General features: G+C 73.1%; 21 protein-coding genes and 1 pseudogene. 15 read left to right on the plus strand and 7 right to left on the minus strand.

Annotated features, from left to right (window positions below; translation table 11 throughout):
• Positions 1-148: 148 nt before the first annotated feature.
• Positions 149-484 carry an STAS domain-containing protein gene (locus tag GA0070616_RS13955; RefSeq protein ID WP_091081868.1) on the minus strand — a complete coding sequence of 112 codons (336 nt, stop codon included), beginning with the start codon at positions 482-484 and terminating at the stop codon, positions 149-151.
• 292 nt (positions 485-776) lie between these two features.
• Between GA0070616_RS13955 and hemL the strand changes: the two are divergent.
• From hemL to mqnP, 8 genes and pseudogenes are all read left to right on the plus strand, one after another.
• Positions 777-2,119, plus strand: a pseudogene (gene hemL, locus GA0070616_RS13960) (glutamate-1-semialdehyde 2,1-aminomutase).
• 58 nt (positions 2,120-2,177) lie between these two features.
• The gene (locus GA0070616_RS13965; protein ID WP_091081870.1) at positions 2,178-2,825 is read left to right on the plus strand and encodes a histidine phosphatase family protein; all 648 of its coding nucleotides are present in this window, start codon (positions 2,178-2,180) and stop codon (positions 2,823-2,825) included.
• Positions 2,825-3,397 (plus strand): TlpA family protein disulfide reductase, encoded by a 573-nt coding sequence (locus tag GA0070616_RS13970; protein WP_091081873.1) that lies wholly within the window; start codon positions 2,825-2,827, stop codon positions 3,395-3,397. The genes GA0070616_RS13965 and GA0070616_RS13970 overlap by 1 nt, the downstream gene beginning before the upstream one ends.
• Positions 3,397-4,257, plus strand: coding sequence for a cytochrome c biogenesis CcdA family protein (locus GA0070616_RS13975; protein WP_091081875.1), 861 nt, complete (start codon positions 3,397-3,399; stop codon positions 4,255-4,257). The genes GA0070616_RS13970 and GA0070616_RS13975 overlap by 1 nt, the downstream gene beginning before the upstream one ends.
• Complete coding sequence (resB, locus tag GA0070616_RS13980) at positions 4,257-5,915, plus strand: cytochrome c biogenesis protein ResB (RefSeq protein ID WP_091081878.1); 1,659 nt, start codon at positions 4,257-4,259, stop codon at positions 5,913-5,915. Before GA0070616_RS13975 ends, resB begins: the two co-directional genes overlap by 1 nt.
• A complete protein-coding gene (gene ccsB, locus GA0070616_RS13985) occupies positions 5,915-7,000 on the plus strand; it encodes a c-type cytochrome biogenesis protein CcsB (RefSeq protein WP_091081880.1) in 1,086 nt (361 codons plus the stop codon). Before resB ends, ccsB begins: the two co-directional genes overlap by 1 nt.
• A gap of 171 nt (positions 7,001-7,171) precedes the next feature.
• Complete coding sequence (locus GA0070616_RS13990; RefSeq protein ID WP_091081882.1) at positions 7,172-8,632, plus strand: menaquinone biosynthesis decarboxylase; 1,461 nt, start codon at positions 7,172-7,174, stop codon at positions 8,630-8,632.
• Entirely contained in the window at positions 8,632-9,537 is a 906-nt protein-coding gene (gene mqnP, locus GA0070616_RS13995) for a menaquinone biosynthesis prenyltransferase MqnP (protein ID WP_091081884.1), read from the plus strand. Before GA0070616_RS13990 ends, mqnP begins: the two co-directional genes overlap by 1 nt.
• A 166-nt stretch (positions 9,538-9,703) precedes the next feature.
• Here the strand turns inward: mqnP and GA0070616_RS14000 are convergent, their stop codons facing one another.
• Complete coding sequence (locus GA0070616_RS14000) at positions 9,704-10,684, minus strand: terpene synthase family protein (protein ID WP_091081888.1); 981 nt, start codon at positions 10,682-10,684, stop codon at positions 9,704-9,706.
• Positions 10,685-10,862: 178 nt separating this feature from the next.
• On the opposite strand from GA0070616_RS14000, the gene GA0070616_RS14005 reads away from it, so the two are divergent.
• Positions 10,863-11,492: a UbiX family flavin prenyltransferase gene (locus GA0070616_RS14005; RefSeq protein WP_091081891.1), complete on the plus strand. Its 630-nt coding sequence runs from the start codon at positions 10,863-10,865 to the stop codon at positions 11,490-11,492.
• A gap of 30 nt (positions 11,493-11,522) precedes the next feature.
• Here GA0070616_RS14005 and GA0070616_RS14010 read toward each other — a convergent pair whose 3' ends face one another.
• Positions 11,523-11,789: a BldC family transcriptional regulator gene (locus GA0070616_RS14010; RefSeq protein WP_091081894.1), complete on the minus strand. Its 267-nt coding sequence runs from the start codon at positions 11,787-11,789 to the stop codon at positions 11,523-11,525.
• Positions 11,790-12,058: 269 nt separating this feature from the next.
• Between GA0070616_RS14010 and GA0070616_RS14015 the strand changes: the two genes are divergently transcribed.
• From GA0070616_RS14015 to cds1, 3 genes are all read left to right on the plus strand, one after another.
• Positions 12,059-12,517 carry an Lrp/AsnC family transcriptional regulator gene (locus tag GA0070616_RS14015; RefSeq protein ID WP_091081896.1) on the plus strand — a complete coding sequence of 153 codons (459 nt, stop codon included), beginning with the start codon at positions 12,059-12,061 and terminating at the stop codon, positions 12,515-12,517.
• Positions 12,518-12,713: 196 nt separating this feature from the next.
• A complete protein-coding gene (locus tag GA0070616_RS14020) occupies positions 12,714-13,517 on the plus strand; it encodes an SDR family NAD(P)-dependent oxidoreductase (protein WP_245712765.1) in 804 nt (267 codons plus the stop codon).
• An 83-nt stretch (positions 13,518-13,600) separates the two neighbouring features.
• On the plus strand, positions 13,601-14,692 hold the full coding sequence (cds1, locus tag GA0070616_RS14025; RefSeq protein WP_091081904.1) for an L-cysteine desulfhydrase Cds1: 1,092 nt from the start codon (positions 13,601-13,603) through the stop codon (positions 14,690-14,692).
• Positions 14,693-14,740: 48 nt separating this feature from the next.
• On the opposite strand, the gene GA0070616_RS14030 is transcribed toward cds1, so the two are convergent.
• The 4 genes from GA0070616_RS14030 to GA0070616_RS14045 form a co-directional block, all read right to left on the minus strand.
• Entirely contained in the window at positions 14,741-15,370 is a 630-nt protein-coding gene (locus tag GA0070616_RS14030) for a putative glycolipid-binding domain-containing protein (protein ID WP_245712766.1), read from the minus strand.
• A gap of 91 nt (positions 15,371-15,461) precedes the next feature.
• Positions 15,462-17,051: a DEAD/DEAH box helicase gene (locus tag GA0070616_RS14035; RefSeq protein WP_091090724.1), complete on the minus strand. Its 1,590-nt coding sequence runs from the start codon at positions 17,049-17,051 to the stop codon at positions 15,462-15,464.
• 188 nt (positions 17,052-17,239) lie between these two features.
• Positions 17,240-17,995, minus strand: coding sequence for a hypothetical protein (locus GA0070616_RS28800; RefSeq protein WP_245713044.1), 756 nt, complete (start codon positions 17,993-17,995; stop codon positions 17,240-17,242).
• 1,070 nt (positions 17,996-19,065) lie between these two features.
• Positions 19,066-20,763 (minus strand): C40 family peptidase, encoded by a 1,698-nt coding sequence (locus GA0070616_RS14045; RefSeq protein ID WP_091081911.1) that lies wholly within the window; start codon positions 20,761-20,763, stop codon positions 19,066-19,068.
• 240 nt (positions 20,764-21,003) lie between these two features.
• Between GA0070616_RS14045 and mqnE the strand changes: the two genes are divergently transcribed.
• The 3 genes from mqnE to GA0070616_RS14060 all read left to right on the plus strand — a co-directional run bounded on the left by mqnE (position 21,004) and on the right by GA0070616_RS14060 (position 22,973).
• Positions 21,004-22,173 carry an aminofutalosine synthase MqnE gene (gene mqnE / locus GA0070616_RS14050; RefSeq protein WP_091081914.1) on the plus strand — a complete coding sequence of 390 codons (1,170 nt, stop codon included), beginning with the start codon at positions 21,004-21,006 and terminating at the stop codon, positions 22,171-22,173.
• A 25-nt stretch (positions 22,174-22,198) separates the two neighbouring features.
• Positions 22,199-22,621, plus strand: a complete 423-nt coding sequence (locus GA0070616_RS14055; RefSeq protein ID WP_091081917.1) for a hypothetical protein — start codon at positions 22,199-22,201, stop codon at positions 22,619-22,621.
• Between the two features lie 76 nt (positions 22,622-22,697).
• Positions 22,698-22,973: a DUF4229 domain-containing protein gene (locus GA0070616_RS14060; RefSeq protein ID WP_091081919.1), complete on the plus strand. Its 276-nt coding sequence runs from the start codon at positions 22,698-22,700 to the stop codon at positions 22,971-22,973.
• The last annotated feature ends 68 nt before the right edge of the window (positions 22,974-23,041 follow it).

Genomic DNA, 23,041 nt, shown 5'->3' on the forward strand with positions numbered 1-23,041 from the left:
ACCCGCTCCCGCCTCCACCCGCCCGGCCCATGCGCCCATCCGGTTGATCATGAAACTGTGGCCGCCCGGAGTCCGGAACGTCGGCGACAACTTCATGATCGACTGCGCCGGGTGGGGGGCGGCGGGGGTGGGTGTGGGGAGGGGTGGGTCAGGTGGTGGGGGACTCGTTGCGGATCATCAGGGCGGAGCGGAGGCCCGTGATGTCCAGGACGCGGAGCAGGAACTCACCCACGTTGGTCAGGATCAGCAGGGTCTGTGCGTGGCTGGCCTTGCGGCTGAGCACCACCAGGGTGCCGAGGCCCTGTGAGTCGCAGAACGTGACCCCGCCCAGGTCGAGCACGATCCGCGGCGGCGGTTCGGTCAGCACCTCGTTGACAACCGTCGACAACTGGGCGGCCGTGAGCATGTCGATCTCACCGGCGAGACGAAGCACGGCCTCGTCACCCGTCCGGTGTACGGTGATGGACAGTTCGGCACGATCCACCCGGTCAGCCTAGCGCGATCTCTCCTGCCCGGCCTGCCGAGGCGGGTGACGTCGACCGCCCGGAATCCGGCGAACGCGCCCCCGGCGGTGGGCGGGCCCAGCGTCCCGCCGCCCCGTCCTCCGCTCCGAACCGTCCCCCGCCCCGCCCGGCTGGTGGGCCGTGACCCCGCCCGGCTGGTGGGCCGGGCCCCGCCCCCGCTACCGGACCGTGGCCCGGCGGCAGGTGAGTCTGGTAACCCCGAGCCGGGGTGCCTGCCGATTCCCCGCCCGGCGCTGACACAATGGCGGCATCGTGACCGATACGTTTCCCGCCGGATCCGGCCGCTACCCGGTCGACGCCCCGGCCTCAGAGGCCCTGTTCGACCGCGCCCGCGCCATTGTGCCGGGCGGGGTGAACTCCCCCGTGCGCGCCTTCCGCGCGGTGGGCGGCACCCCGCGCTTCATGGTCCGGGGGAGGGGCCCTGGCTGTACGACGCCGACGACCGACGCTACGTCGACCTCGTCTGTTCGTGGGGGCCGCTGATTCTCGGGCACGCCCACCCCGAGGTGGTCGCCGCCGTGCAGGCCGCCGCCGCGAAGGGCACCAGCTTTGGCGCCCCCACCCCCGGTGAGGTGGAGCTGGCCGCCGTGATCGTCGACCGGACACCGGTCGAGCAGGTCCGGCTGGTCAACTCCGGCACCGAGGCGACGATGTCGGCGATCCGGCTGGCCCGCGGCTTCACCGGCCGATCCAAGATCGTGAAGTTCGCCGGCTGCTACCACGGGCACGTCGACGCGCTGCTCGCCGCCGCCGGCTCCGGCGTGGCCACGCTCGGCCTGCCCGACTCTCCCGGCGTGACCGGTGCTGCGGCCAGCGAGACGATCGTGCTGCCCTACAACGACATCTCGGCCGTGGAGGCGGCGTTCGCCGCCGAGGGCCCGCACATCGCCGCGGTCATCACCGAGGCCGCCGCCGGCAACATGGGTGTGGTGGCCCCCCGCGACGGCTTCAACCAGCAGTTGGCCCGGATCGCCCACGCGCACGGGGCCCTGCTCGTCGTCGACGAGGTGATGACCGGGTTCCGGGTGTCCCGCACCGGGTGGCACGGCCTCGACCCGGTCGACGCCGACCTGTGGACGTACGGCAAGGTCATGGGGGGTGGGCTGCCCGCCGCGGCGTTCGGCGGGCGCGCGGAGATCATGGCGCGGCTGGCTCCCGCCGGCCCGGTCTACCAGGCCGGCACCCTCTCCGGTAACCCCCTCGCGTGCGCCGCCGGCCTCGCCACGCTGCGGCTCGCCGACGAGGCGGTCTACCGCCGGCTCGACGACACGGCCGCCGTCGTGGGCAAGCTGGCGTCCGACGCGCTGGCCGCCGCCGGGGTGCCGCACCGGCTGTCGTACGCGGGCAGCATGTTCTCGATCTTCTTCACGGACGCCGACGTCGTGGACTACGACAGCGCCCGCACCCAGCAGGTGCCCGCGTTCAAGGCGTTCTTCCACGCGATGCTCGCCGCCGGGGTCTACCTGCCGCCGAGCGCGTTCGAGTCGTGGTTCGTGTCGGCGGCACTCGACGACGCCGCACTGGAACAGATCGCCGCCGCCCTGCCCGGGGCGGCCAACGCGGCGGCTGCGGCAGGCAACGGGGGGTTGCGGTGAGCGCGAGGAGTGAGCCGGGCCTGCGAGCCCCGCAGTCGCGAACAAAGGGGGCGCAGCGGTGAGCGATACGGTGGTCCACGTGCTGCGGCACGGCGAGGTGCACAACCCGGACAGCATTCTCTACGGCCGGCTGCCCGGTTTCCGTCTCAGCGAGTTGGGCGTGCAGATGGCCAAGGCCGCTGCCCAGGGCCTGGCCGAGCGGGAGGTGGTGCACGTCGTTGCCAGCCCGCTGGAACGCGCCCAGCAGACCGCCGAGCCCATCGCCGCCCAGTTCGGGCTGCCCGTCGGAGAGGACGAGCGGCTGATCGAGAGCGCCAACTGGTTCGAGGGCAAGAAGGTCTCACCCGGTGACGGCTCGTTCCGCGACCCGCGTAACTGGTGGGTGTTGCGCGACCCGGTGACCCCCAGTTGGGGCGAGGCCTACCGGGCCATCGCCGAGCGGATGTTCGCCGCGCTGCACGCCGCGCGGATCGCCGCCGAGGGCCGCGAGGCGGTGCTCGTCTCCCACCAGCTGCCCATCTGGACCCTGCGGCGGTATGTGGAGCGGAAGCGGCTCTGGCACGATCCGCGCAAGCGTCAGTGCGGCCTGGCGAGCCTCACCTCGTTCCACTTCGACGGCGCGAAGGTGGTCGGCATCGGCTACTCGGAGCCGGCCGCGCACCTGATCGCGATGTCGCCGACAGCCCGGACGGCCAAGGGGGCCTGATGGACGCCCGGAGGTGGACCGCCGGTCTGCTCGCCGCCGTGACCGCCACGGTGGCCCTGACCGCCTGTTCCTCGGACGGGGAGGCGGGCTGCGCGAGTGAGGCCGGCATGGTGCAGTGCGCGCCCGACGAGCGTGGTGACGCTCCGACGATCGCCGGTGAGCTGCTCACCGGCGGCCGGTACGACGTCGCCGCCCAGCGCGGCCAGGTGGTCGTGGTGAACTTCTGGGGTTCGTGGTGTGCGCCCTGCCGGGCCGAGGCCGACGACCTGGAGGCCACCTACCAGGCCACCCGGGGTTCCGGGGTGACCTTCCTCGGCATCAACGTGCAGGACAGCAGGGACAAGGCGATCGCCTTCGAGGAGGGCCGGGTGACGTACCCGAGCATCTTCGACCCGGCGAGTCGCCTCGCCCTGGCCCTGGACATCCCGCCGAACAGCATCCCGGCGACCGTCGTGCTCGACCGGGACGGGCGCATCGCCACCGTCATCCGGGCTGCGGTCACCCGGGACGATCTCCAACCCATCGTCGAGCGGGTCGCCGCGGAGTCAGCTCCGCCGACCGGCGAACGCTGATGGGCGAGACCTTCGGTCAGCTCGCCGAGTCCGGCCCGCTGCTGCTCGCTGTGGGCGCGGCGGCCCTGGCCGGGTTGGTCAGCTTCCTCTCCCCGTGCGTGCTGCCGCTGATGCCGGGCTACCTGTCGTATGTCACCGGCCTGGCCGGCGTGGACCTTGAGGGCCGCCGCCCGCCGGCCACGACAGCCGCCGACCCGGTCCCGTCCGCCGACCCGGTCCCGTCCGTCGCCGCCCCGGCCGGGGTGGCGGTGCGCGAGCGGACCACGACGGCCGTGGTCGCCGTCAAGGGGCGGGTGCTCGCGGGGACGCTGCTGTTCGTTGCCGGGCTCACCGCCGTCTTCACCGCCACCGCCATCCTGTTCACCAGCGTCGGCCGGGTCTTCTTCGAGTACGAGCGCACGCTGGAGATCGTCATCGGGGCGCTGGTGGTGCTGCTCGGGCTCGGCTATGTCGGGGTGCTGCCCGGACTGCAACGCGAGTTGCGGATCAACCGGCTGCCGGCCGCCGGCCTGGCCGGTGCACCCGTCCTCGGGGCGGTGTTCGCGCTCAGTTGGGTGCCGTGCACCGGCCCGACGCTCGCCGCGGTGCTGGGCATGGCCGCCACCAGCGGGCAGACGGATCGGGCGGTCACGCTGGCCGTGGCGTACTGCCTCGGGCTGGGGGTACCGTTCGTCGTCTTCGGGCTGGCCTTCGAGCGCCTGCTCGGGGTCTTCCGCGCCGTGCGGCGGCACAGCCGCTGGGTCACCCGCGTCGGCGGGGTGCTGCTGGTCATGATCGGACTGGCGTTGGTCACCGGCGGGTGGACCAGCGTCGTGATCTGGTTGCAGACCACCATCGGGGTGGGTGAGGTGAGCATCTGATGACGGTCGTGGACGACCGGCCGCAGACCCCGGCCGAGGCGCCCCGGCGCCGGCCCAACCCGCTGCTGGCCCTGCTGCGCAACTCGTGGCGGCAGCTCACCAGCATGCGTACCGCCCTGATCCTGCTGTTCCTGCTCGCGGTCGCCGCGATCCCCGGTTCGGTGCTGCCGCAGCGCGGGGTCAACCCGGAGGACGTCCGCGACTACTTCGCGGCGAACCCCGACCTGGCCCCCGTCCTGGACCGCCTCGGCGCGTTCGAGGCGTTCGGCTCGGTCTGGTTCTCCGCCATCTACCTGCTGCTGTTCACCTCGCTGATCGGCTGCATCACCCCCCGGCTGCGCGATCACGTGCGGGCGTTGCGGTCGAAGCCGCCGGCCGCGCCGAGGCGGCTGGACCGGCTGCCCCAGCACACGGTGTTCGCCGCCCCGGCGGGTGGCGTGCCGGCGCTGGTCGGGGCGCTGCGGGCACGGCGCTGGCGCGTCGTGGTGCGCGGCGACGAGGTCTCCGCCGAGAAGGGCTACCTCAAGGAGACCGGCAACCTGCTGTTCCACGCTTCGCTGGTGGTCGTGCTGGTCGGGGTGGCGTTGGGATCCTGGTACGGCTGGAGCGGCAACCGGCTGCTCGTCGCCGGTGAGGACAACGCGTTCTGCAACACCCGCCAGCAGTACGCGGAGTCGAAGCTGGGCCCGCGCGTCGGCAGCGCCGACCTGCCCCCATTCTGCGTGCGGCTCGACGACTTCGAGGCCCGGTTCCTGGAGTCGGGCCAGGCGGAGTTCTTCAACGCCGAGGTGACCGTCGACGAGGCCGGCGGCACGCCACGGACCGCCGACTTCTCGGTCAACTCGCCGCTGCGGCTCGACGGCGCGAACGTCTACCTGCTCGGTCACGGGTACGCGCCGGTGCTGCGCTACACCGACCGGTACGGCCGCACCCAGACCAGCACCACCCCGTTCCTGAGCACCGGCGACGTCGGGCTGACCGGGGAGGGACTGGCCGCCTACCCCGACGTCAACGTCGACCCGGCCACCGGCGAGCGGAACCCCGATCTCCAGATGGCCTTCACGGGCCTCTACCTGCCCACCGCCCCGGAGGAGGGGCCGTTCACCCGGTCCGAGCACCCCACGGAGCGCAACCCGGCCGTGAACCTGGTCGCCTACCGGGGCAACCTCGGCCTGGACGCCGGCATCCCCGGCTCGGTCTACGAGCTGGATCAGCGGCAGGTGCGCGAAGGCAAGGTCACCGAGGTCGGCACGAAGCTGCTCAGGCCCGGCGAAACGTGGACGCTGGACGACGGCACGACGCTGGAGTTCCTGGGAACCGAGCCGTACATCGTGCTGTCGGTGCGCCACGATCCCGGGGCGACGCTGCTGCTGGTGGCCTCCGTCACGCTGCTGACGGGCCTGATGGGGTCGCTGTTCGGCCGGCGCCGCCGGGTCTTCCTCCGCGTGCTGCCCCCTGGTGGGGGTGTCGCCGACCCCACAGGTGGATCTCCGACGGGCGGTAGTAGCTTGGTCGAGGCCGGTGGCCTGCCGCGCACCGACCAACCCGGGTTCGCCGACGAGTTCGCCCAGCTCGTGTCCGCGCTCAGCGGCGACGGGCGGGACGGCGACGAACGCGACGCCGGTGACCGGGCCGGCGCGCGAGAAGGAGCCGACTGATGTCCGCACTGTCCGACCTGCTGGTCACGTTCGCGACCCTGGCGTACCTGATCGGGATGATCAGCCACGCCGTCGAGTACGCGCTCGGCAACGCCCGCGCGCGGGCCGCCACCGCGACGCCCACCCGAGAGCTGGTCGGCGCGGGGGCCGGCGGCCGGGCGGTCGGCACGCTGCCCACTGAGAGCGACGCTGGCGGTGACGGTGACGGCGGCCGGGCGGTCGGTGACGCGGTCGGCGCGCTGTCCGGCGTCGGCGACGGGGCTGCTGCCGGGGCCGATCGGTCGGTCGTCGCGGGTCCGCCGAGCCGGGCCGAGCGGACCGCCGCGCGGGCGCGACTGGCCGGGCGGGTTGCCGTCGGGGTCACCGCCGTGGCCGCCGTGCTGCACCTGGCGGCCCTGGTGACCCGGAGCCTCGCGGCCGACCGGATGCCCTGGGGCAACATGTACGAGTTCGTGCTGACGGTCTCGTTCATCGGGGTCGCCGCCTGGCTGGCGGTGCTGTGGAAGGTGCCGTCGCTGCGCCGCCTCGGGCTGTTCCTGACCCTGGTCATGGTGCTGCTGGTGGCCACCGCCGAGCTGGTGCTCTACACCCCGGTCGTGCCGCTGCTGCCGGCGCTGAACTCGTACTGGTTCATCGTGCACGTGTCGACCATCGTGTTCGCCTCGGGGCTGTTCCTGCTGGGCGTGGTGCCGGCCGTGGCGTACCTGATGCGCAACGGCTACGAGCAGGGCCGGCGCAGCTTCCCGTACACCCTGGCGAAGCGGATGCCGGCGGCGGCGGCGCTGGAGCGGCTGACCTTCGTGCTGCACGCCTTCGCGTTCCCGATCTTCACCTTCGCGGTGATCGCGGGGGCGATCTGGGCGGAGGCGGCGTGGGGCCGGCCGTGGGGGTGGGACCCGAAGGAGACGTGGGCGTTCATCTCCTGGGTGGTGTACGCCGGCTACCTGCACGCCCGCGCCACGCCCAGCGTGAAGCGCAACGTGGCCGCCTGGCTCGCCATCCTGGGCTTCCTGACGGTGATGATGAACCTGTTCGGGGTGAACATCTTCTTCGAGGGCCTGCACTCGTACGCCGGCGTCGACTGACCCGCAGCCGCTGGATGGAGAGGTTCACTTCCCAGAACTGTGGTTCTACGTTCTGCAGGGTGTGGTGCCCGCCAAACCTCCGGACATCGTGGTGGATGCGTGGGATGCCCCACAGCGGTGACGGTGACCCGGCTTCGCCACCGGCCCGGGCGGTGCGGGAGACTTGCTGGCATGGCGGTTCGTGGCTTTCCGTACACCGATCTCAAGGACTTCCTCGCGGCGCTGGAGCGTGCGGGTGAGCTGAAGCGGGTGGCCGTACCCGTCGACCCGACCTTGGAGATCAGCGAGGTCGTGACCCGGACGGTCCGCGCGGGCGGCCCGGCGCTGCTGTTCGAGCGTCCCACCCGTGGCGAGATGCCGGTGGCGATCAACCTGTTCGGCACCGAGAAGCGGATGGCGATGGCGCTGGGCGTCGAGTCGCTGGACGAGATCGGCGAGCGGATCGGCGCGCTGGTCAAGCCGGAGCTGCCGGTCGGCTGGTCCGGCATCCGCGAGGGCCTCGGCAAGGTCATGCAGCTCAAGTCGGTGCCGCCGCGCAAGGTGAAGACCGCCCCCTGCCAGCAGGTGGTGTACCGGGGCGACGACGTCGACCTGAACCGGTTGCCCGGCCTCCAGGTGTGGCCCGGCGACGGCGGGATCTTCCACAACTACGGGCTGACCCACACCAGGCACCCGGAGACCGGCAAGCGCAACCTGGGCCTCTACCGACTCCAGCAGCACTCGCGCAACACCCTCGGCATGCACTGGCAGATCCACAAGGACTCCACCGCCCACCACGCGGTCGCCGAGCGACTCGGCCAGCGACTGCCCGTCGCCATCGCCATCGGCTGCGACCCGGTGGTCAGCTACTCGGCCAGCGCGCCGCTGCCCGGCGACATCGACGAGTACCTGTTCGCGGGCTTCCTGCGCGGCGAGCGGGTCGAGATGGTCGACTGCCTGACCGTGCCGTTGCAGGTGCCGGCGCACGCCCAGGTGGTGCTGGAGGGCTACCTGGAGCCCGGCGAGCGGTTGCCCGAGGGCCCGTTCGGTGACCACACCGGCTACTACACGCCGGTCGAGCCGTTCCCCGTGCTGCACGTCGAGACCATGACCATGCAGCGCGAGCCGGTCTACCACTCGATCATCACCTCCAAGCCCCCGCAGGAGGACCACGGCCTGGGCAAGGCCACCGAGCGGATCTTCCAGCCGCTGCTCAAGCTGCTGATCCCCGACATCGTCGACTACGACCTGCCGGCCGCCGGGGTGTTCCACAACTGCGCGATCGTGTCGATCCGCAAGCGCTACCCGAAGCACGCCCAGAAGGTGATGAACGCCATCTGGGGCGCGCACCTCATGTCGCTGACGAAGCTGATCGTGATCGTCGACGAGGACTGCGACGTGCACGACTACGACGAGGTCGCGTTCCGCGCCTTCGGCAACGTCGACTACGCCCGCGACCTGCTGCTCACCGAGGGACCGGTGGACCACCTCGACCACTCGTCGTACCAGCAGTTCTGGGGCGGCAAGGCGGGTGTCGACGCCACCCGCAAGCTGCCGACCGAGGGCTACACCCGGGGCTGGCCGGAGGAGATGACGATGGCCCCCGAGGTGGTCTCCCTGGTCGACAAGCGCTGGAAGGAGTACGGCATCTGATGGCGACCGCCGTCGAGACGCGACCCGGCCGGGTCACCTCCTTCCTCAGGCTCGTCGCCATCGAGCACTCGGTGTTCGCCCTGCCGTTCGCGTACCTGTCGGCGTTGACCGCGATGCAGGTCGACGGGGGGCGGGTGCGCTGGCTCGACCTGCTGCTGATCACCGTGGCGATGGTCGGGGCACGGACGTTCGCGATGGCCGCGAACCGGATCCTCGACCGTCGCATCGACGCGCTGAACCCGCGTACCGCCAACCGGGAGATGGTGACCGGCGCGGTGAGCCCGCGGACGGCCTGGACCGGCGCGGCCGTCGCCCTGGTGGTGTTCCTCGCCGCCGCAGCCCTGCTCAACCCGCTCTGCCTGGCGCTCGCGCCGCTGGCCGTGGTGCCGCTGGTCGTCTACCCCTACGGCAAGCGGTTCACCAACTGGCCGCACGCCATCCTCGCCGTCGCCCAGGCGGTCGGCCCGGTCGGCGCGTGGCTGGCGGTCACCGGGACGTTCGCCGGCTCGTGGCCCGCCTGGCTGCTCGGCGTGGCCGTCGGCCTGTGGATCGGCGGCTTCGACCTGATCTACGCCTGCCAGGACGCCGAGGTCGACCGGGAGATCGGGGTGCACAGCGTACCGGCCCGTCACGGGGTGCCCTTCGCGCTGCACGCCTCGACCGTCGCCCACGTGGTGACCTTCGCACTGTTCGGATGGTTCGGGGTGCTGGTCGGCTTCGGCTGGCTGTTCTGGATCGGCCTGGCGCTGACCGCCGTCGCGTTCGGCTACCAGCACGTGGTGGTCACCCCCACCGACCTGAGCAAGGTGAACCGGGCGTTCTTCACCGCCAACGGTTTCGTCGGCATCGCGCTGTTCGTCTTCGCGCTGCTCGACCTGGTGGTGCGGCTGGGCCTGCGCCCCTGAGCCGACGCGCTGTCGGGAGCGCCGGGGCCGCGGCCCTGGCGCCGGGCGGTTCCGGCCGCTGTCGGGAGCGGCGGGACCGCACCCGCTGCCGGGCGGTTGCGGGCGGCGACGAGCCGGTCCACCTCCCGGGCCCCGGTGGGCCGGTCCACCTCCCGGGCCCCGGTGGTCAGCCGACCGAAGCGGATGCCAGGTCGGGGCCGGGGTAGCGGGCGCTCTCCAGCGTCCACTCGACGGTGCCGACCACGGCGGCGGCCACCACGTCGAGGTGGTCGCCGACGGCCTCGTTCAGCGCCGCCCCGAAAGACGGCACGGCGGCACGCAGCTCCTGGAAGCGGTGCATCGCCTCGCGCCAGCGCTCCGCCGCCAGCCGCACCGCCGCAGCCTCCGGGACGCGCCGCTCGGCGGCCAGCGCCAGCACCAGGTTGTGCCCGCCGGAGGTCGCCCGGTCCCGGTCGAGCGAGGCGATGTCGTTGTACCAGGACACCAGGTCGTTGCCGGTGGCGGCGATCCGGCGCACCGACGGGTGGTGGTAGACCGCGTCCGGCAGCAGCCGCCCGGTCACGAACTCCACCAGCGGGTACGACACGTAGGTGGCAGCGGTCGCCCGGCGCAGCTCGACGTACTCGGCGACGCCGGGAACATGGCCGGTGTCCTTGTTGACCGCCTCCCGCCAGGTGCCGTCGAGATGGTGGGCGACCGCGTCGGCGAACCGCGACCGCCAACGGGCCGGCATCCGGCGGCGCGGCTCCCGCCACGCCCTGAGCAGCAGCCGGCGCAGCGGGCCGGTCAACCCGGCGTGCCGCAGCCGGGGGTCGCCGCGCAGCACTCCCAGCGTGCCGTCGCGCAGCGCCCGGATCCGCTCGGGTGGCAGCCTGTCCGGCCCGTCACAGGCGTCGTCGACCAGGAAGAACCAGGTGAACAGGGCGGTCAGCACGCGCAGGTCGGGCTCGGTGGCGTCGGGATACAGCCGGCCGGCGTACCGGGCGAACCGGGCCTTCGACAGCCGCTCCCGTCCGGCCGCGTCGAGCGGCAGGCCGACCTGCGGCAGCCAGTCGAGCAGCCACTCCTGCACCCCGTCGGCGTGCGGGGACAGCCGGGCCGGGAGCGGACACTGCGCACGCAGGGACCAGAGGACCTCGCCCGTCATCCCGGGTTCCTCTCCCGCAGTTGCTTCCGGTGGATCGCTTTCGAGGCAGCATCCCAGATCGGAATGATTCTCGCTTACCGGTCGGTACGTCAGGACACAAGCGGCAATCCGGAAGGCGCGGACTAACGGGGTGGGGGCGGGCGGTTCTCCCCGGCGGTGGTCAGGCAGGCTGTACGGCATGCGCGAACCATGGGTGGTCGGTGTCTCGGGAGCGTCCGGCACGCCGTACGCGGCGGCGGTCGTCCGCGGGCTGCTCGACGCGGGTCAGCCGGTGGACCTGATCGTCTCCCGGGCGGCCCGGCTGACCGTGCTCGACGAGACGGGCCGCCCGTTCCGGGACGCCCACTGGGCCGACGACCTGGCCGCCTGGCTGGGTCGTGACCTCGACGGGGCCGACGTGCGGCACTGGCCGGCCGGCGACCTCGCGGCCGGGCCCAGCAGCGGCTCCTACCGGGTACGCGGCATGGCGGTGGTGCCCGCCAGCACGGCCGCCTGCGCCGGCATCGCCATCGGACTGTCCAAGGACCTGTTGCAGCGGGCTGCCGAGGTCAACCTCAAGGAGCGCCGCCCACTGGTCGTGGTGCCGCGGGAGACCCCGGTGACCCGCAGCCACCTGGAGCACCTGATCGCGCTGCACGACGCGGGAGCGGTCGTGCTTCCCGCCAGCCCCGGCTTCTACGGTGCCGGTGCGGCGGCCTCCGCCGCGCAACTCGTCGACTTCGTGGCCGGAAAGGTGCTGGACGCGCTCGGGGTCCCGCACACGCTGTTCCACCGCTGGGCGGGACAGCTGAACGCGGACCGGACCTGAAGCCCGGCCCGCGTTCCGATACGCACCAGATCAGTACATGCCCGCGTTGGCCGGGCCGGGCCCGGTGGAAGCGGCCGGGCCCGCGTTGCGCGGTCTGCCCATGTCGTCCGCCTCGTCCAGCATGCCCTCCCCCTCAAGCAGGGCCCGCACCTCGGATTCCCGAAACCGGCGATGCCCGCCTGGAGTCCGGATGCTGCCTATCCGGCCGGCCGCCGCCCATCTCGTCACAGTTTTCGGGTCCACCCGAAACAGCGCAGCGACCTCACCCGGTGTCAGCAGGCGATCTCCAGTGTCCACAGCCCCCTCCTCGCGTCGACGAAGCCCCCGGCTGAACACACTGCCCCCGGCCGGTGCGAGCCCAGAGCCGTCATGAGGGACGTATGGCAATTACAGCACCAGGGAACTGGCGTGTCCGCCAAACGCGAAAAACGCACGGAGTGGGAAGTTAGTAAATGGTACCGGCGTGGATCCCCCTAGACCGACCGTCTGCGAACTGTCACCTGCTGTCATGTGCAACGGACGCCGAACGCCCGGCGTTACGCCGCTGCGACTAGGGTCTACAGTCCGTGGACGCCATCGACCTGAGCCTCGTGGACCTCCTGCGGGGCAACGCCCGCCTGTCGTACGCCGAACTGGCCCGCCAGGTCGGACTCTCCGCCCCGGCAGTGCACGAACGCGTCGGGAAGCTCGAGTCCGGCGGCGTGATCCGGGGCTACCGGGCCGAGGTCGAGCCCGAGTCCATCGGGCTCGGCGTCACCGCCCTGATCGGCATCGTCGAGGACTCGGCCGCAGACACCGACGACGTGCTGGAGGCCTTCCGGCGGATGCCGGAGATCGAATCCTGCTACTTCATGGCGGGCGTCGAGTCGTTCCTGCTCAAGGCCCGGGTGGGCACGATCGCCGAACTTGAGCAACTGATCGTCCGGCTGAACCGCGTTGCCGGGGTGGCCTCCACCCGTACCGGGATCGCCCTGTCGACGAAGTGGGAGAACCGACCCCAGCCGGTCAGCACGCCGACCACCTGATCCCCGCCAGCCCGACCACCGTCGCGGCTCCCGGATGCGGCGACCGGCCACTGGTGCCGCCCCCGCACGCGGCGGTAGCGTGCGGCGATGGGAGGTCCGCAGCCCGCACCCGCCGCGAAGAGGCGCCCGACAGACGCGACCGTGGTGACCGGGTGGCCGTGGTGACGGGGCGACCGTGGTGACCGGCGCAGCCGTCGTGACCGGAGCGGCCGGCGGCCTGGGACGGGCCATCGCCGTCGCCCTGCACGCCGACGGCTGGCCCGTTCTCCTCACCGACACCGACGCCGGGGCGGTCGCCGAGGCCGCCGCTCCGCTCGGTGGTTGGTCCCGGCCCCTGGACGTCCGCGACGAGGCGGCCTGCACGGCCGTCGCCGTCGAGGCCGCCGCACGCCACCCCGACGGGTTGGGCCTGTGGGTGAACAACGCCGGGATCCTGGTGACCGGGCCGAGCTGGGAGCAGGATGCCGGCACCCGCCGCCGGGTGGTCGAGGTGAACGCGCTCGGCGCGATGAACGGCACCCTGGCGGCGTTGGCCGTCATGCGTGCCCGGGGGCGCGGCCACGTGATCAACATCGTGTCGTTGGCCGGGCTGGTCGCCGCGCCCGGCGAGACCCTCTACGCGGCCAGCAAGCACGCCCTCGTCGCCTTCAGCATCGGCACCCTCGCCGACCTGCGGCTGGCCGGGCACCGGGGCGTACACGTCTCGTGTCTGTGCCCCGACGGGATCTGGACCCCGATGCTGCACGACAAGCTCGACGACCCCGGGGCGGCGGCGTCCTTCACCGGGACGCTGCTGACGCCGGAGCGGGTCGCCGGACGCGTGGCGCGGCTGGCCCGGCGACCCCGCCCGGTGGTCAGCGTGCCGCGCTGGCGCGGCGCGCAGGTTCGGTTCCTCGACGCGCTGCCCGGCCTGGCGCTGCGTCTCGCCCCGCTGATCCTCGCCGTCGGGCGGGCCGGCCAGCGCCGGCAAGGCCGCAGGACCGGCGGCCACTCCGGCTGATCCGCCCGGGTCACCGGGCCGGTGCCCCGCCCGCGTCACGGGCCGGTGCCCCTGCGCTCGGGCCTCCTTGCTACGTTTCCCGCGTGACTCAACTCGACCGGTGCGACGAAGCGGGCCGGGCCTGGGTGATGGAGGCGATCGCCGCCGTCGAGGCGGACGCCAACCGCTCCGCCGACACCCACCTGCTGCCGTTCCCGCTGCCCCGGAAGTGGGGAATCGACCTCTACCTCAAGGACGAGTCGGTGCACCCGACCGGCTCGCTCAAGCACCGGCTGGCCCGGTCGCTGTTCCTCTACGGGCTGTGCAACGGCTGGATCGGCCCGCAGACCACGATCGTCGAGGCGTCGTCCGGGTCGACGGCGGTCTCCGAGGCGTACTTCGCGCGGATGCTCGGGTTGCCCTTCATCGCGGTGATGCCCGCCTCCACCTCGCCCGAGAAGATCGCCCAGATCGAGTTCCAGGGGGGCCGCTGCCACCTGGTGGACGACCCGGCCAAGGTGGTGGTCGAGGCGCGCTGGCTGGCCGAGGACTCCGGCGGGCACTTCATGGACCAGTTCACCTACGCCGAGCGGGCCACCGACTGGCGGGGCAACAACAACATCGCCGAGGCCATCTACGCGCAGCTCGCCCTCGAACGGCACCCCGTCCCCGCCTGGGTCGTGGTCGGCGCGGGCACCGGCGGCACCAGCGCCACCATCGGCCGGTACGCCCGCTACCGGCGGCTGCCCACCAAGCTCTGCGTGGTCGACCCGGACAACTCCGCCTTCTACCCGGCCTGGCGGGCCGCCGACTGGTCGGTGTGCACCGGGCGGCACTCACGGATCGAGGGGATCGGCCGACCCAGCGTGGAACTGTCCTTCCTACCCTCGGTCGTGGACCGGATGGTGCAGGTGCCCGACGCCGCGTCACTGGCCGCGATGCGGGCCGGTTCGGCGGTACTCGGACGCCGGGTGGGCGGCTCGACCGGCACCAACCTGTGGGGGGCGTTCGGGCTGATCGCCGGGATGCTCGCCGAGGGCCGGCACGGCTCCGTGGTCACCCTGATCTGCGACGCCGGCGACCGCTACGCCGACACCTACTACTCCGACGCGTGGGTGGCCGCGCAGAACCTGGATCTGGCCCCCCACCTGGCCACCGTCGAGCGCTTCCTCGACACCGGCGACTGGCCGGCCTGACCGCGCCGCCGCGGGTGGCGCGGTGGCGACCCGTCGGGCGCAGACGCCTCAGCGCGGGTCGATCCGCTCGGCCAGCCCGGGGTAGCGCACCACGAACCCGTCGGCGTCGACGTCGATGTCGGCGGTGAACGTGTCACTGGTGAAGCGCACCCGCCCGGTTCCGAGCCCGGTGTAGACCTGTTCGGCGGGGAGCACGGTCAGACTCGGCACCAGCACCCACGCGACCGTCACCCGGTGGGCAGTGTCGGCCGGCGCGGCGGCCAGCCCGAGCCGGCGTACCGGAAGGGTGTTGAACAGCGGTGAGCCGCCGAGGTCGAGGTCGCGGGCCTCGGCCAGCCGGTCCGCGTCGTCGGTGCCCGGCAGCCCGACCCCGGGATGCCCCCCGGCGGTCAGGGCAGCGTCGAGGTCACCCTGTTCGGCGGCCGTCACCCGCCACCGGTCCACGGCCCGTTCCAGACGTACGCTGCGCCACCAGCCCGCCCCCTCGACCTCGACCTCCAGCCGCAGGCTCGCCCAGTCGTGGTCGGTGGCGAGCTGGTAGCGGCAGGTGAAGGGAACAGGGTCCACGGCCAGCTGCGTGCCGTAGGCCGTCAGCCCTCGACGGTCGTCGAAGCGGACGTGTTCGGCCCCGGCGGTGTCGGTCCTGGACCAGAGCAACGACTTCGGCATTGTCGGCATGGACCGACGCTACGCCACCGGACCGAGACCGGCAGTGGATGCGACGAACGCCGCCGCGAAGCGTGGGCTCCGCGACGGCGTCCGCGTCGGATCAGTGGGTACGCGCCGGCGGTCGGCCGCCGAAACCACGCCGCTCGCCCTGCGGCCGGTCGTCCCGGCCCCGGCCCTCGGGCCGGAACCCGCCCCGGTCGCCGAAGCGTCGCTCACCCTGCGGCCGGTCGCCGTGACGCCGTTCGCCCCGGTCACCGAAGGTGCGGCTCTCGGTCGGCCGGTCGCCGTAGCGCCGTTCGCCCCGATCGCCGAAGGTGCGACTCTCGGTCGGCCGGTCGCCGTGACGCCGGTCGCCGCGGGCCTCCCGGTCGCCGTAGCGGCGCTCGCCCTGCGGCCGATCGCCGAACCGGCGCGGGCCGCCCGGCCGATCGCCGTACCGACGCGGCTCCTCAGGCTCCTCGCGTACCGGCACGCCGCTCGGCTCCCGGGCGCCGGTCAACTCGGACAGGACCGGATCGCCGGCCCGCACCCGGGACTGTGCCGGTTCCACGCCCGCCTTCTCCAGCATCGCCAGGGTGGTACGGCGCTGCTTGGGCAGCACCAGCGTGGCCACCGCGCCGGACTCGCCCGCGCGGGCCGTACGCCCCGCCCGGTGCAGGTAGTCCTTCGGGTCCTTCGGCGGGTCGACGTGCAGCACCAGCGAAACGCCGTCGACGTGGATCCCCCGGGCCGCCACGTCGGTGGCGACCAGCACGTTCATCCGGCCCTCACGGAACTCGGCCAGCGTGCGCGTACGCATCCGCTGGGTCTTGCCGCCGTGCAGGCCACCGGCGCGCACCCCCACTGCGGCGAGCTGCGACACGAGGCGGTCCACCCCGAGCTGCGTACGGGCGAAGACCATGGTCCGGCCCTCGCGGGCCGCGATGGCCGCGGTCACCGGGAACTTGTCGTGCGGCGGGATCAACAGCATGTGGTGGTCCATGGTGGACACCGACGCGGTCGACGGCGCGGTCGAGTGCGTCACCGGGTCGGACATGAACCGCTTGACCAGAGCGTCGACGTCGCCGTCCAGGGTGGCGGAGAAGAGCAGCCGCTGGGCGTCCACCGGCGTCTTCGCCAGCAGCTCGGTGACCTCCGGCAGGAAACCCATGTCGGCCATCTGGTCCGCCTCGTCCAGCACGGTGACCTCGACATCGTCGAGGCGGCACACGCCCCGGGCGATCAGGTCGCCCAGCCGGCCCGGGGTCGCCACGACGATCTCCACGCCCCGGCGCAGGGCGTCGATCTGCCGGTCGTAGGGCACCCCGCCGACAGCGGTCTTCAGGAACACGCCGACAGCCTTGCCGAGCGGCACCAGGGCGTCGTTGACCTGCATGGCCAGCTCACGGGTGGGCACCAGGACCAGGGCCCGCGGGTGCAGCGGCCGGGCCCGGTTGCGCTCGGCGACGCGGGCCAGCAACGGCAGGCCGAAGGCGAGAGTCTTGCCGGAGCCGGTCTGCCCCCGGCCCAGCACGTCCCGGCCGGCGAGCGCGTCGGGCATCGTCGCCTGCTGGATCTCGAACGGAGTGGTGATGCCCTGCCGGGCGAGGACCCGCACCAGCGGCTGCGGCAGGCCGAGGGCGGCGAAGTCGGGGACGGCCTGCTCGGCCTGGTCGAGGACGGACGGGGAGGTGCCGGGAACAGCAGAGATGGTCAAGAAATGCCTTTCGAGCGGGGCGCATCTTCGCGATGGCCCGCCACGGCATCGTGCCGCCGGATCGCCCGCAAGATCGCCCAGGGGCGCGCGGAGCGCGCCGGGTCAGTGATCCCGACCAGTGTACGGCGATTGTCCGACGCGCACCGGCCACGCCTGGCGGTAGTGGGCGGGCTCACCCGCATTCAGCCGCTCAGCATGCCCCCGACAAGTCCACCCATGGCGTCGTCGGCCAGCAGCACCACCACGACGCCGATCGCCACCAGCAGGCCCAGCGCGGCGGCGAGGGCGATCACCACCCGGGTCGTGCTCGACCGCTCCTGGTTCGGGTTCTCGGTCCAGCCCTGGGCCAGGATGTGCCCGGTCAGGGAACCGGAGTTCTCCAGCGGGCTGCTGGACGGGAAGGACACCGTCGCGTGGCCGGGCCCGTCGGGGTTCGCCCGGTAGAACGTTCCCAGGTCGCCGTCGTACCGCCCGGAACGGCCCGCGTTCCCGGCCGACCCGGGCGGTGCCGGGGCCACGCCACCGGGCAGGGACACGGTCCGGTCAGCGCCGGTCGCGTCGGGTAGGGCGGTCGTCCGGTCGGTGCCGGTCGCGTCGGGCACGGCCGTCGTCCGGTCCGTGGCCGCCGGCCGCTCGGGCAGGGCCGCTGTCCGGTCCGTGGCGGTCCTGTCGGGCGTGGCCGTCGTCCGGTCCGGGACGACCGGGGCGGTGTGGCCGGTCGGCGGGAGGACGCTCGGCCGCTCGGTCGACGGCAGGAGGCTCGGCCGTACCGAGGCCCGGGGGACGGCGCTCGGTGATGCGCCGGGTTCGCTGCCGGCCGGGGCATCCCGGCGGCTGCCGGGGTTCGTCGGCGGCGGCCAGGCCGGCAACGCCGGCGCGGGCACGACCGGGGCGGCGGCCCGGGTGGCGGGTGGGGGCGGGAACGGGGGCGCGGGCATCGGCCCCGGGGGCGGTGGCGGAGCGGGGACAGGGGGTCCCGGAGGCGGCGTGGGTGGTCCGGGCACCGGCGGAACCGGAGGGCCGGGCCGTGGACCGGGTCCGGGCGGCACCGGCCCCGGTGGGAGCGGCCCGGGTGCCGGCGGCGTCGGTCCGGGTACCGGCGGGTTCGGGGCGGGCGGCGTCGGCCCGGGTACCGGCGGGACGGGAGCCGGTGCGGGTTCCGGCTCGGGCGTGGGTGGCGTCGGCGGCTCGGCCGGCTGCGGCGGCTGTGCGGGCTCCGGGGGCTCGGGGTCGGTGGGCGCGGAGCGGTACACCTTCGCGGTGGCGGACCGGGGCCCGGCGGCTCCGGCCTCGTCGGCGGTGACCCGACTCGCCCCGGGCACGGTGGCGCTGGCCCGCGCCGACCGCTGGCCTGGCACGTCGGCTCGGCGTGGCGTCTCGGCCTGGCCTGGTCCACTGGCCCGGCCCGGTGTGTCGGTCCGGCCCGGTGTGTCGGTCCGGCCCGGTGTGTCGGTCCGGTCTGGTGCGTCGGCCCGGCCCGGGGCGTCGGTGGGGGCGGGGGACTCGGCCTGGGCTGCCTGTGCGGCAGCCGACCCGCCGGTTGGCGGCCCCACGTCCTCCGCCGTACCGACCGGTGTGGTGGCCCGGTAGGTGGTGCCGACGGGGACGCCGGCCGGGCGGGAGGCACCCCCCTGTGGAGGAGCGACGGCAGTCGGCACGCTGACCCGGGCCCGTGCCGAGCCGGCCGGCGCAACTTCGGGTCGTTCACCGGTGGCGGTGCTGGCCGGTGCTGCGGACGTCGGCCGGTCGGCGACGGGGGCGGCCGGACCGGACGCCGATCCGGGCCCACCCGGCTGCGCCGGAACCACTTCGTCGGCCATGCTCGCCCTCCGCACCACGTCCGCACCCGGACCCGTCGCGTCGGACCGGGAGTGCCTGACTGTCACCGTGCCACATTCGCACCTCGTCGCACAGCCGGAGTGGTCATCGACTCCGCAGGTCACCGGGACAGCTTGCACCGGGACCAGGTGGCGATCCGCTCCGGGTGCCCGGGACGGTGGCCCGCAGGTCAGCTCCCGGTGCTCGCCGAAGGACTGGCCGAGGTGCTGGTCGTGGGACTGGTCGAGGCGCTGGCGCTGGTCGAGGCGCTGGTCTCCGGCCCCGCGCTGCTGCTCGCCGCCGTGGTGGCGGGGACGCTGGTGCTGGCTCCGACGCTCGGCGAGGAGCCCGCCGAGGGCGACGCCTGCCCGGTCGGCTTCGGCAGCGGAGAGGTGGAGCCGGAGGCCGACGGGGACGCCGAGCCGGAGGGCGCCAGGGAGGCCGAGGCGGAGGCCGTCGGGACAGCCGAGCCGGAGGGTGACGCCTGGCCGGTCGGCGACGGGGAGGTCGAGCCGGAGGGCGAGGGCGACGGTGAGTCGGTCGGGCTGGGCGTGGGGCTCGGGGTCGTCGGGGTCGGCTTCGGCTTTCCGGTAGGGGTCGGCGTCGGCGTGGTGGGCTTCGACGGCGTGGGCTTCGGAGTGGGCTTCGGCTTCGGCTTCGGCGGGGTGGACGGGGCGGGAACCGCACCGACCACCCGGGTCGCCGCGTAGAGCCGGGACCAGCTCACCGTCGAGATCTTGACGACGTCACCCGTGGTCGGTGCATGGATCATCTTGCCGCCGCCGATGTACATCCCCATGTGGTGGATGCTCGTCCAACTGCTGCCGGAGGCGAAGAAAACGAGATCGCCGGGGAGCAGGGCGTTGCGGGCCACCGTCCGCGACCGGGTGGCGTAGTACTGGTCGCGGGAGACGCGGGGCAGGTCGTAGTAGCCCGCCGACCGGTAGGCGGCCCAGATCAGGCCGGAGCAGTCGAACCGGTCGGGGCCCTCGGCCGCCCAGAGGTAGGGGTCGCCGAGCTGCCGCTTCGCGTACGCCAGGGCAGCCAGTGCCGTCGGGTGAGCGGCCAGCCCGTCGACGGACTCGCCGCCGAGGTACCCGGCACCGAGCTGCTGCTCGACCGCCTCCTGCTGACGGGCCAGCTCGACCAGCCGCGCGGAGTGTTCCTCCCGCAGCTTGAGCAGCTTCGCCTCCTCGGCGCGCAGCGCCTTCTCGGTGGCGGCGTACTGCTCCTGGATTCCCTTGGCCCGCGACTCGGCCGACAGGTACGCCTGGTAGGCCGTCTGCTCGTCGGTGCGGGCGCGGGTGAGCTGGCTGGCGGCGGCGTTGGTGGACTCCTCGCGGCGGTCACCCCTGTGCAGCCGCTGGAGCATGGTCAGATCGCGCAGGTCGGTCGCGAACTCGCCGGGTGGCAGGGCGGCGGCGGCCTTGAGTGCCTGGGCGGCGGCGGTGTCGGCGCGCCGCTGCGCCCCGGTGAGGGCGTCGCGGGCGAACTCCAGGTCGCGTTCGGCGGTGCGTAGCTGCGTCTCGGCCTCGGTGCGCTGCTGTTCGAGTTGCAGGAGCTGGGTGCCGAGCTGACCGATGCGGGTCTCGACAGCGGTGATCTGTGCCTGGAGCGGATCGGTGGCCGGCGCGGCGACCCCCGGCGCGGGCTGTCCGGGCAGGCCCGGGGCGGCGACGCCGCCGGGCAGCAGCAGCGGGCTCGACACGGTGGGGCGGGAGCCGCTGTCCGGGACGGTGACGGGCACGCCGGGCTCGGCGTACGCGGGGGCGGCGAGGACGGCGGCGGCGACGGCGCCGAGGAGAGCGGACCAGAGCATCGGCCGGAGCACCGGCGAGATCACCGGGTCACGTCGTCGCTGCCGTCGCCCGCGCCCGCTGTCGACCATTCCGCTCCCCGTCCGGCGTGCTGGGTCCGCGCTGTCACGGGCGCGGCCGTGGGGACGGTACCAGTGTGTCGTCCCCCACCCTTGTTTACCTCAGCCGCGTAACGATGTCGATGTCTCGGCGGGTAACAGGAGGCTGAGAGTTCGTGGGGTGGGCCGCCCTCGGACGACCGTGCTGTGAGCCGGTCGGACGACCGACGTAGGCTCGACTCCGACCGCAGGTGGAAGGGACGTGGCTTGCAGATGGACGCCGGGCTCAAGCGTGACCTCGAAGCGAAGGTGTACGCCGGCGAGCGGCTGACCCGCGAGGACGGCATCGCCCTGTACGACAGCGACGACCTGGCCTGGCTGGGCCGGCTGGCGCACCATAAGCGCACCGAGCTGAACGGCGACCGGGTGATGTTCAACGTCAACCGTCACCTGAACCTCACCAACGTGTGCAGTGCGAGCTGCGCGTACTGCTCCTTCCAGCGCAAGCCGGGCGAGAAGGACGCGTACACGATGCGCATCGACGAGGCCGTGCGCAAGGCCAAGGAGATGGAGGACGAGCAGCTCACCGAGCTGCACATCGTCAACGGCCTGCACCCGACCCTGCCGTGGCGCTACTACCCGAAGGTGCTCAGTGAGCTGAAGGCGGCGCTGCCGAACGTCAAGCTGAAGGCGTTCACCGCCACCGAGGTGCAGTGGTTCGAGAAGATCAGCGGGCTGGGCGCCGACGAGATCCTCGACGAGCTGATGGCGGCCGGTCTGGAGTCGCTGACCGGCGGCGGCGCGGAGATCTTCGACTGGGAGGTCCGCCAGCACATCGTCGACCACGCCTGCCACTGGGAGGACTGGTCGCGGATCCACCGGCTGGCCCACTCGAAGGGCATGAAGACCCCGTCGACCATGCTCTACGGCCACATCGAGGAGCCCCGGCACCGGGTCGACCACGTGTTGCGGCTGCGTGAGCTGCAGGACGAGACGGGCGGCTTCGTGGTCTTCATCCCGCTGCGCTACCAGCACGACTTCGTCGACTCGGCGGACGGCAAGGTGCGCAACCGGATCCAGGCGCGCACCACGATGGCCGCGCCGGCCGAGTCGCTGAAGACGTTCGCGGTGTCCCGGTTGCTGTTCGACAACGTCCCGCACGTCAAGTGCTTCTGGGTGATGCACGGGCTGTCGGTGGCCCAGCTCTCGCTGAACTTCGGCGTCGACGACCTGGACGGGTCGGTCGTGGAATACAAGATCACTCATGACGCGGACTCGTACGGCACCCCGAACACCATGCACCGCGACGACCTGCTGCACCTCATCTGGGACGCCGGTTTCCAGCCGGTGGAGCGCAACACCCGCTACGAGGTGGTCCGCGAGTACGACGCCGCCCCGTCGCTGGCCGAGCGCCGCGCCGAGCCTCAGCAGGTCTGGGCCTGAGCCGGGCACGTACCCTGACAGGGCCATGACCGAGCAGCAGGCCGGGTTTCCCCGGCGCGACGCGCAGGGGCGCATCCGTGTCCCGGGCGACCTGGTCGGGGTGGCCCTGGCCGGCCTCGTGATCGGCCTGCTCGCCCTGGTGCTGTTCGACGGGTTGTTCACCTGGCTCGGCGACGGTGGGTTCGGCGGTGCCAACGGCTGGTTGGCGGTCATCCTGCCGGCGTGGCTGTTCCTGGACGACTTCCGGGCCTGGGAGTTCGGCGCGGCCCGGGTGGTGGCCGCCCTGTCGGCCGCGACGCTGGCGGTGGTGACCGGGCTGGTGGTGGCCGGGCTGGGCGGCGCGCTGCCGTCGTTGGCGTCCGGAGCGCTGGGGGCGGCCACGTTCACCCTGGTGTATGCGGTGGTCTGGTTCCACGGCGTCCGTTGGCTGGCTCGCCGGACGGGCTGAACAGGCCCGGACGGGCTGACCGCGCGGACGGGCTGACATCGCCGCCGGATCGACCGGCGTCGGGGAAGGGAGAAGGGTGAGCGGGGCCGTCAAGTACACGCTGGGCCGGATCGGGTTGTTCGTCATCGTGCTGCTGGCACTGTGGCCGGTGGAGTTGAACTTCCTGCTGAAGCTGATGCTCGCGGTGATCTTCTCCGCGGCGGCCTCCTTCTTCCTGCTGCGTCAGTGGCGGGAGGAGATGGCCACGGAACTGGCCGCGGCGGCGCAGCGGCGGCGGGCCGAGAAGGACCGGCTGCGTTCCGCCCTGGCCGGCGAGGACGAGCAGGACGGTGACCCCGGCCGCCGGGCGTGACCGGCGTCGCCGGACTCCCCGACCCGCCGCCCTCCCCCACCCCGCCCTTCGGCTCTGTGGCAGGGGAA

The sequence above is a fragment of the Micromonospora nigra genome, assembly GCF_900091585.1.
GTDB classification, from domain to species: domain Bacteria; phylum Actinomycetota; class Actinomycetes; order Mycobacteriales; family Micromonosporaceae; genus Micromonospora; species Micromonospora nigra.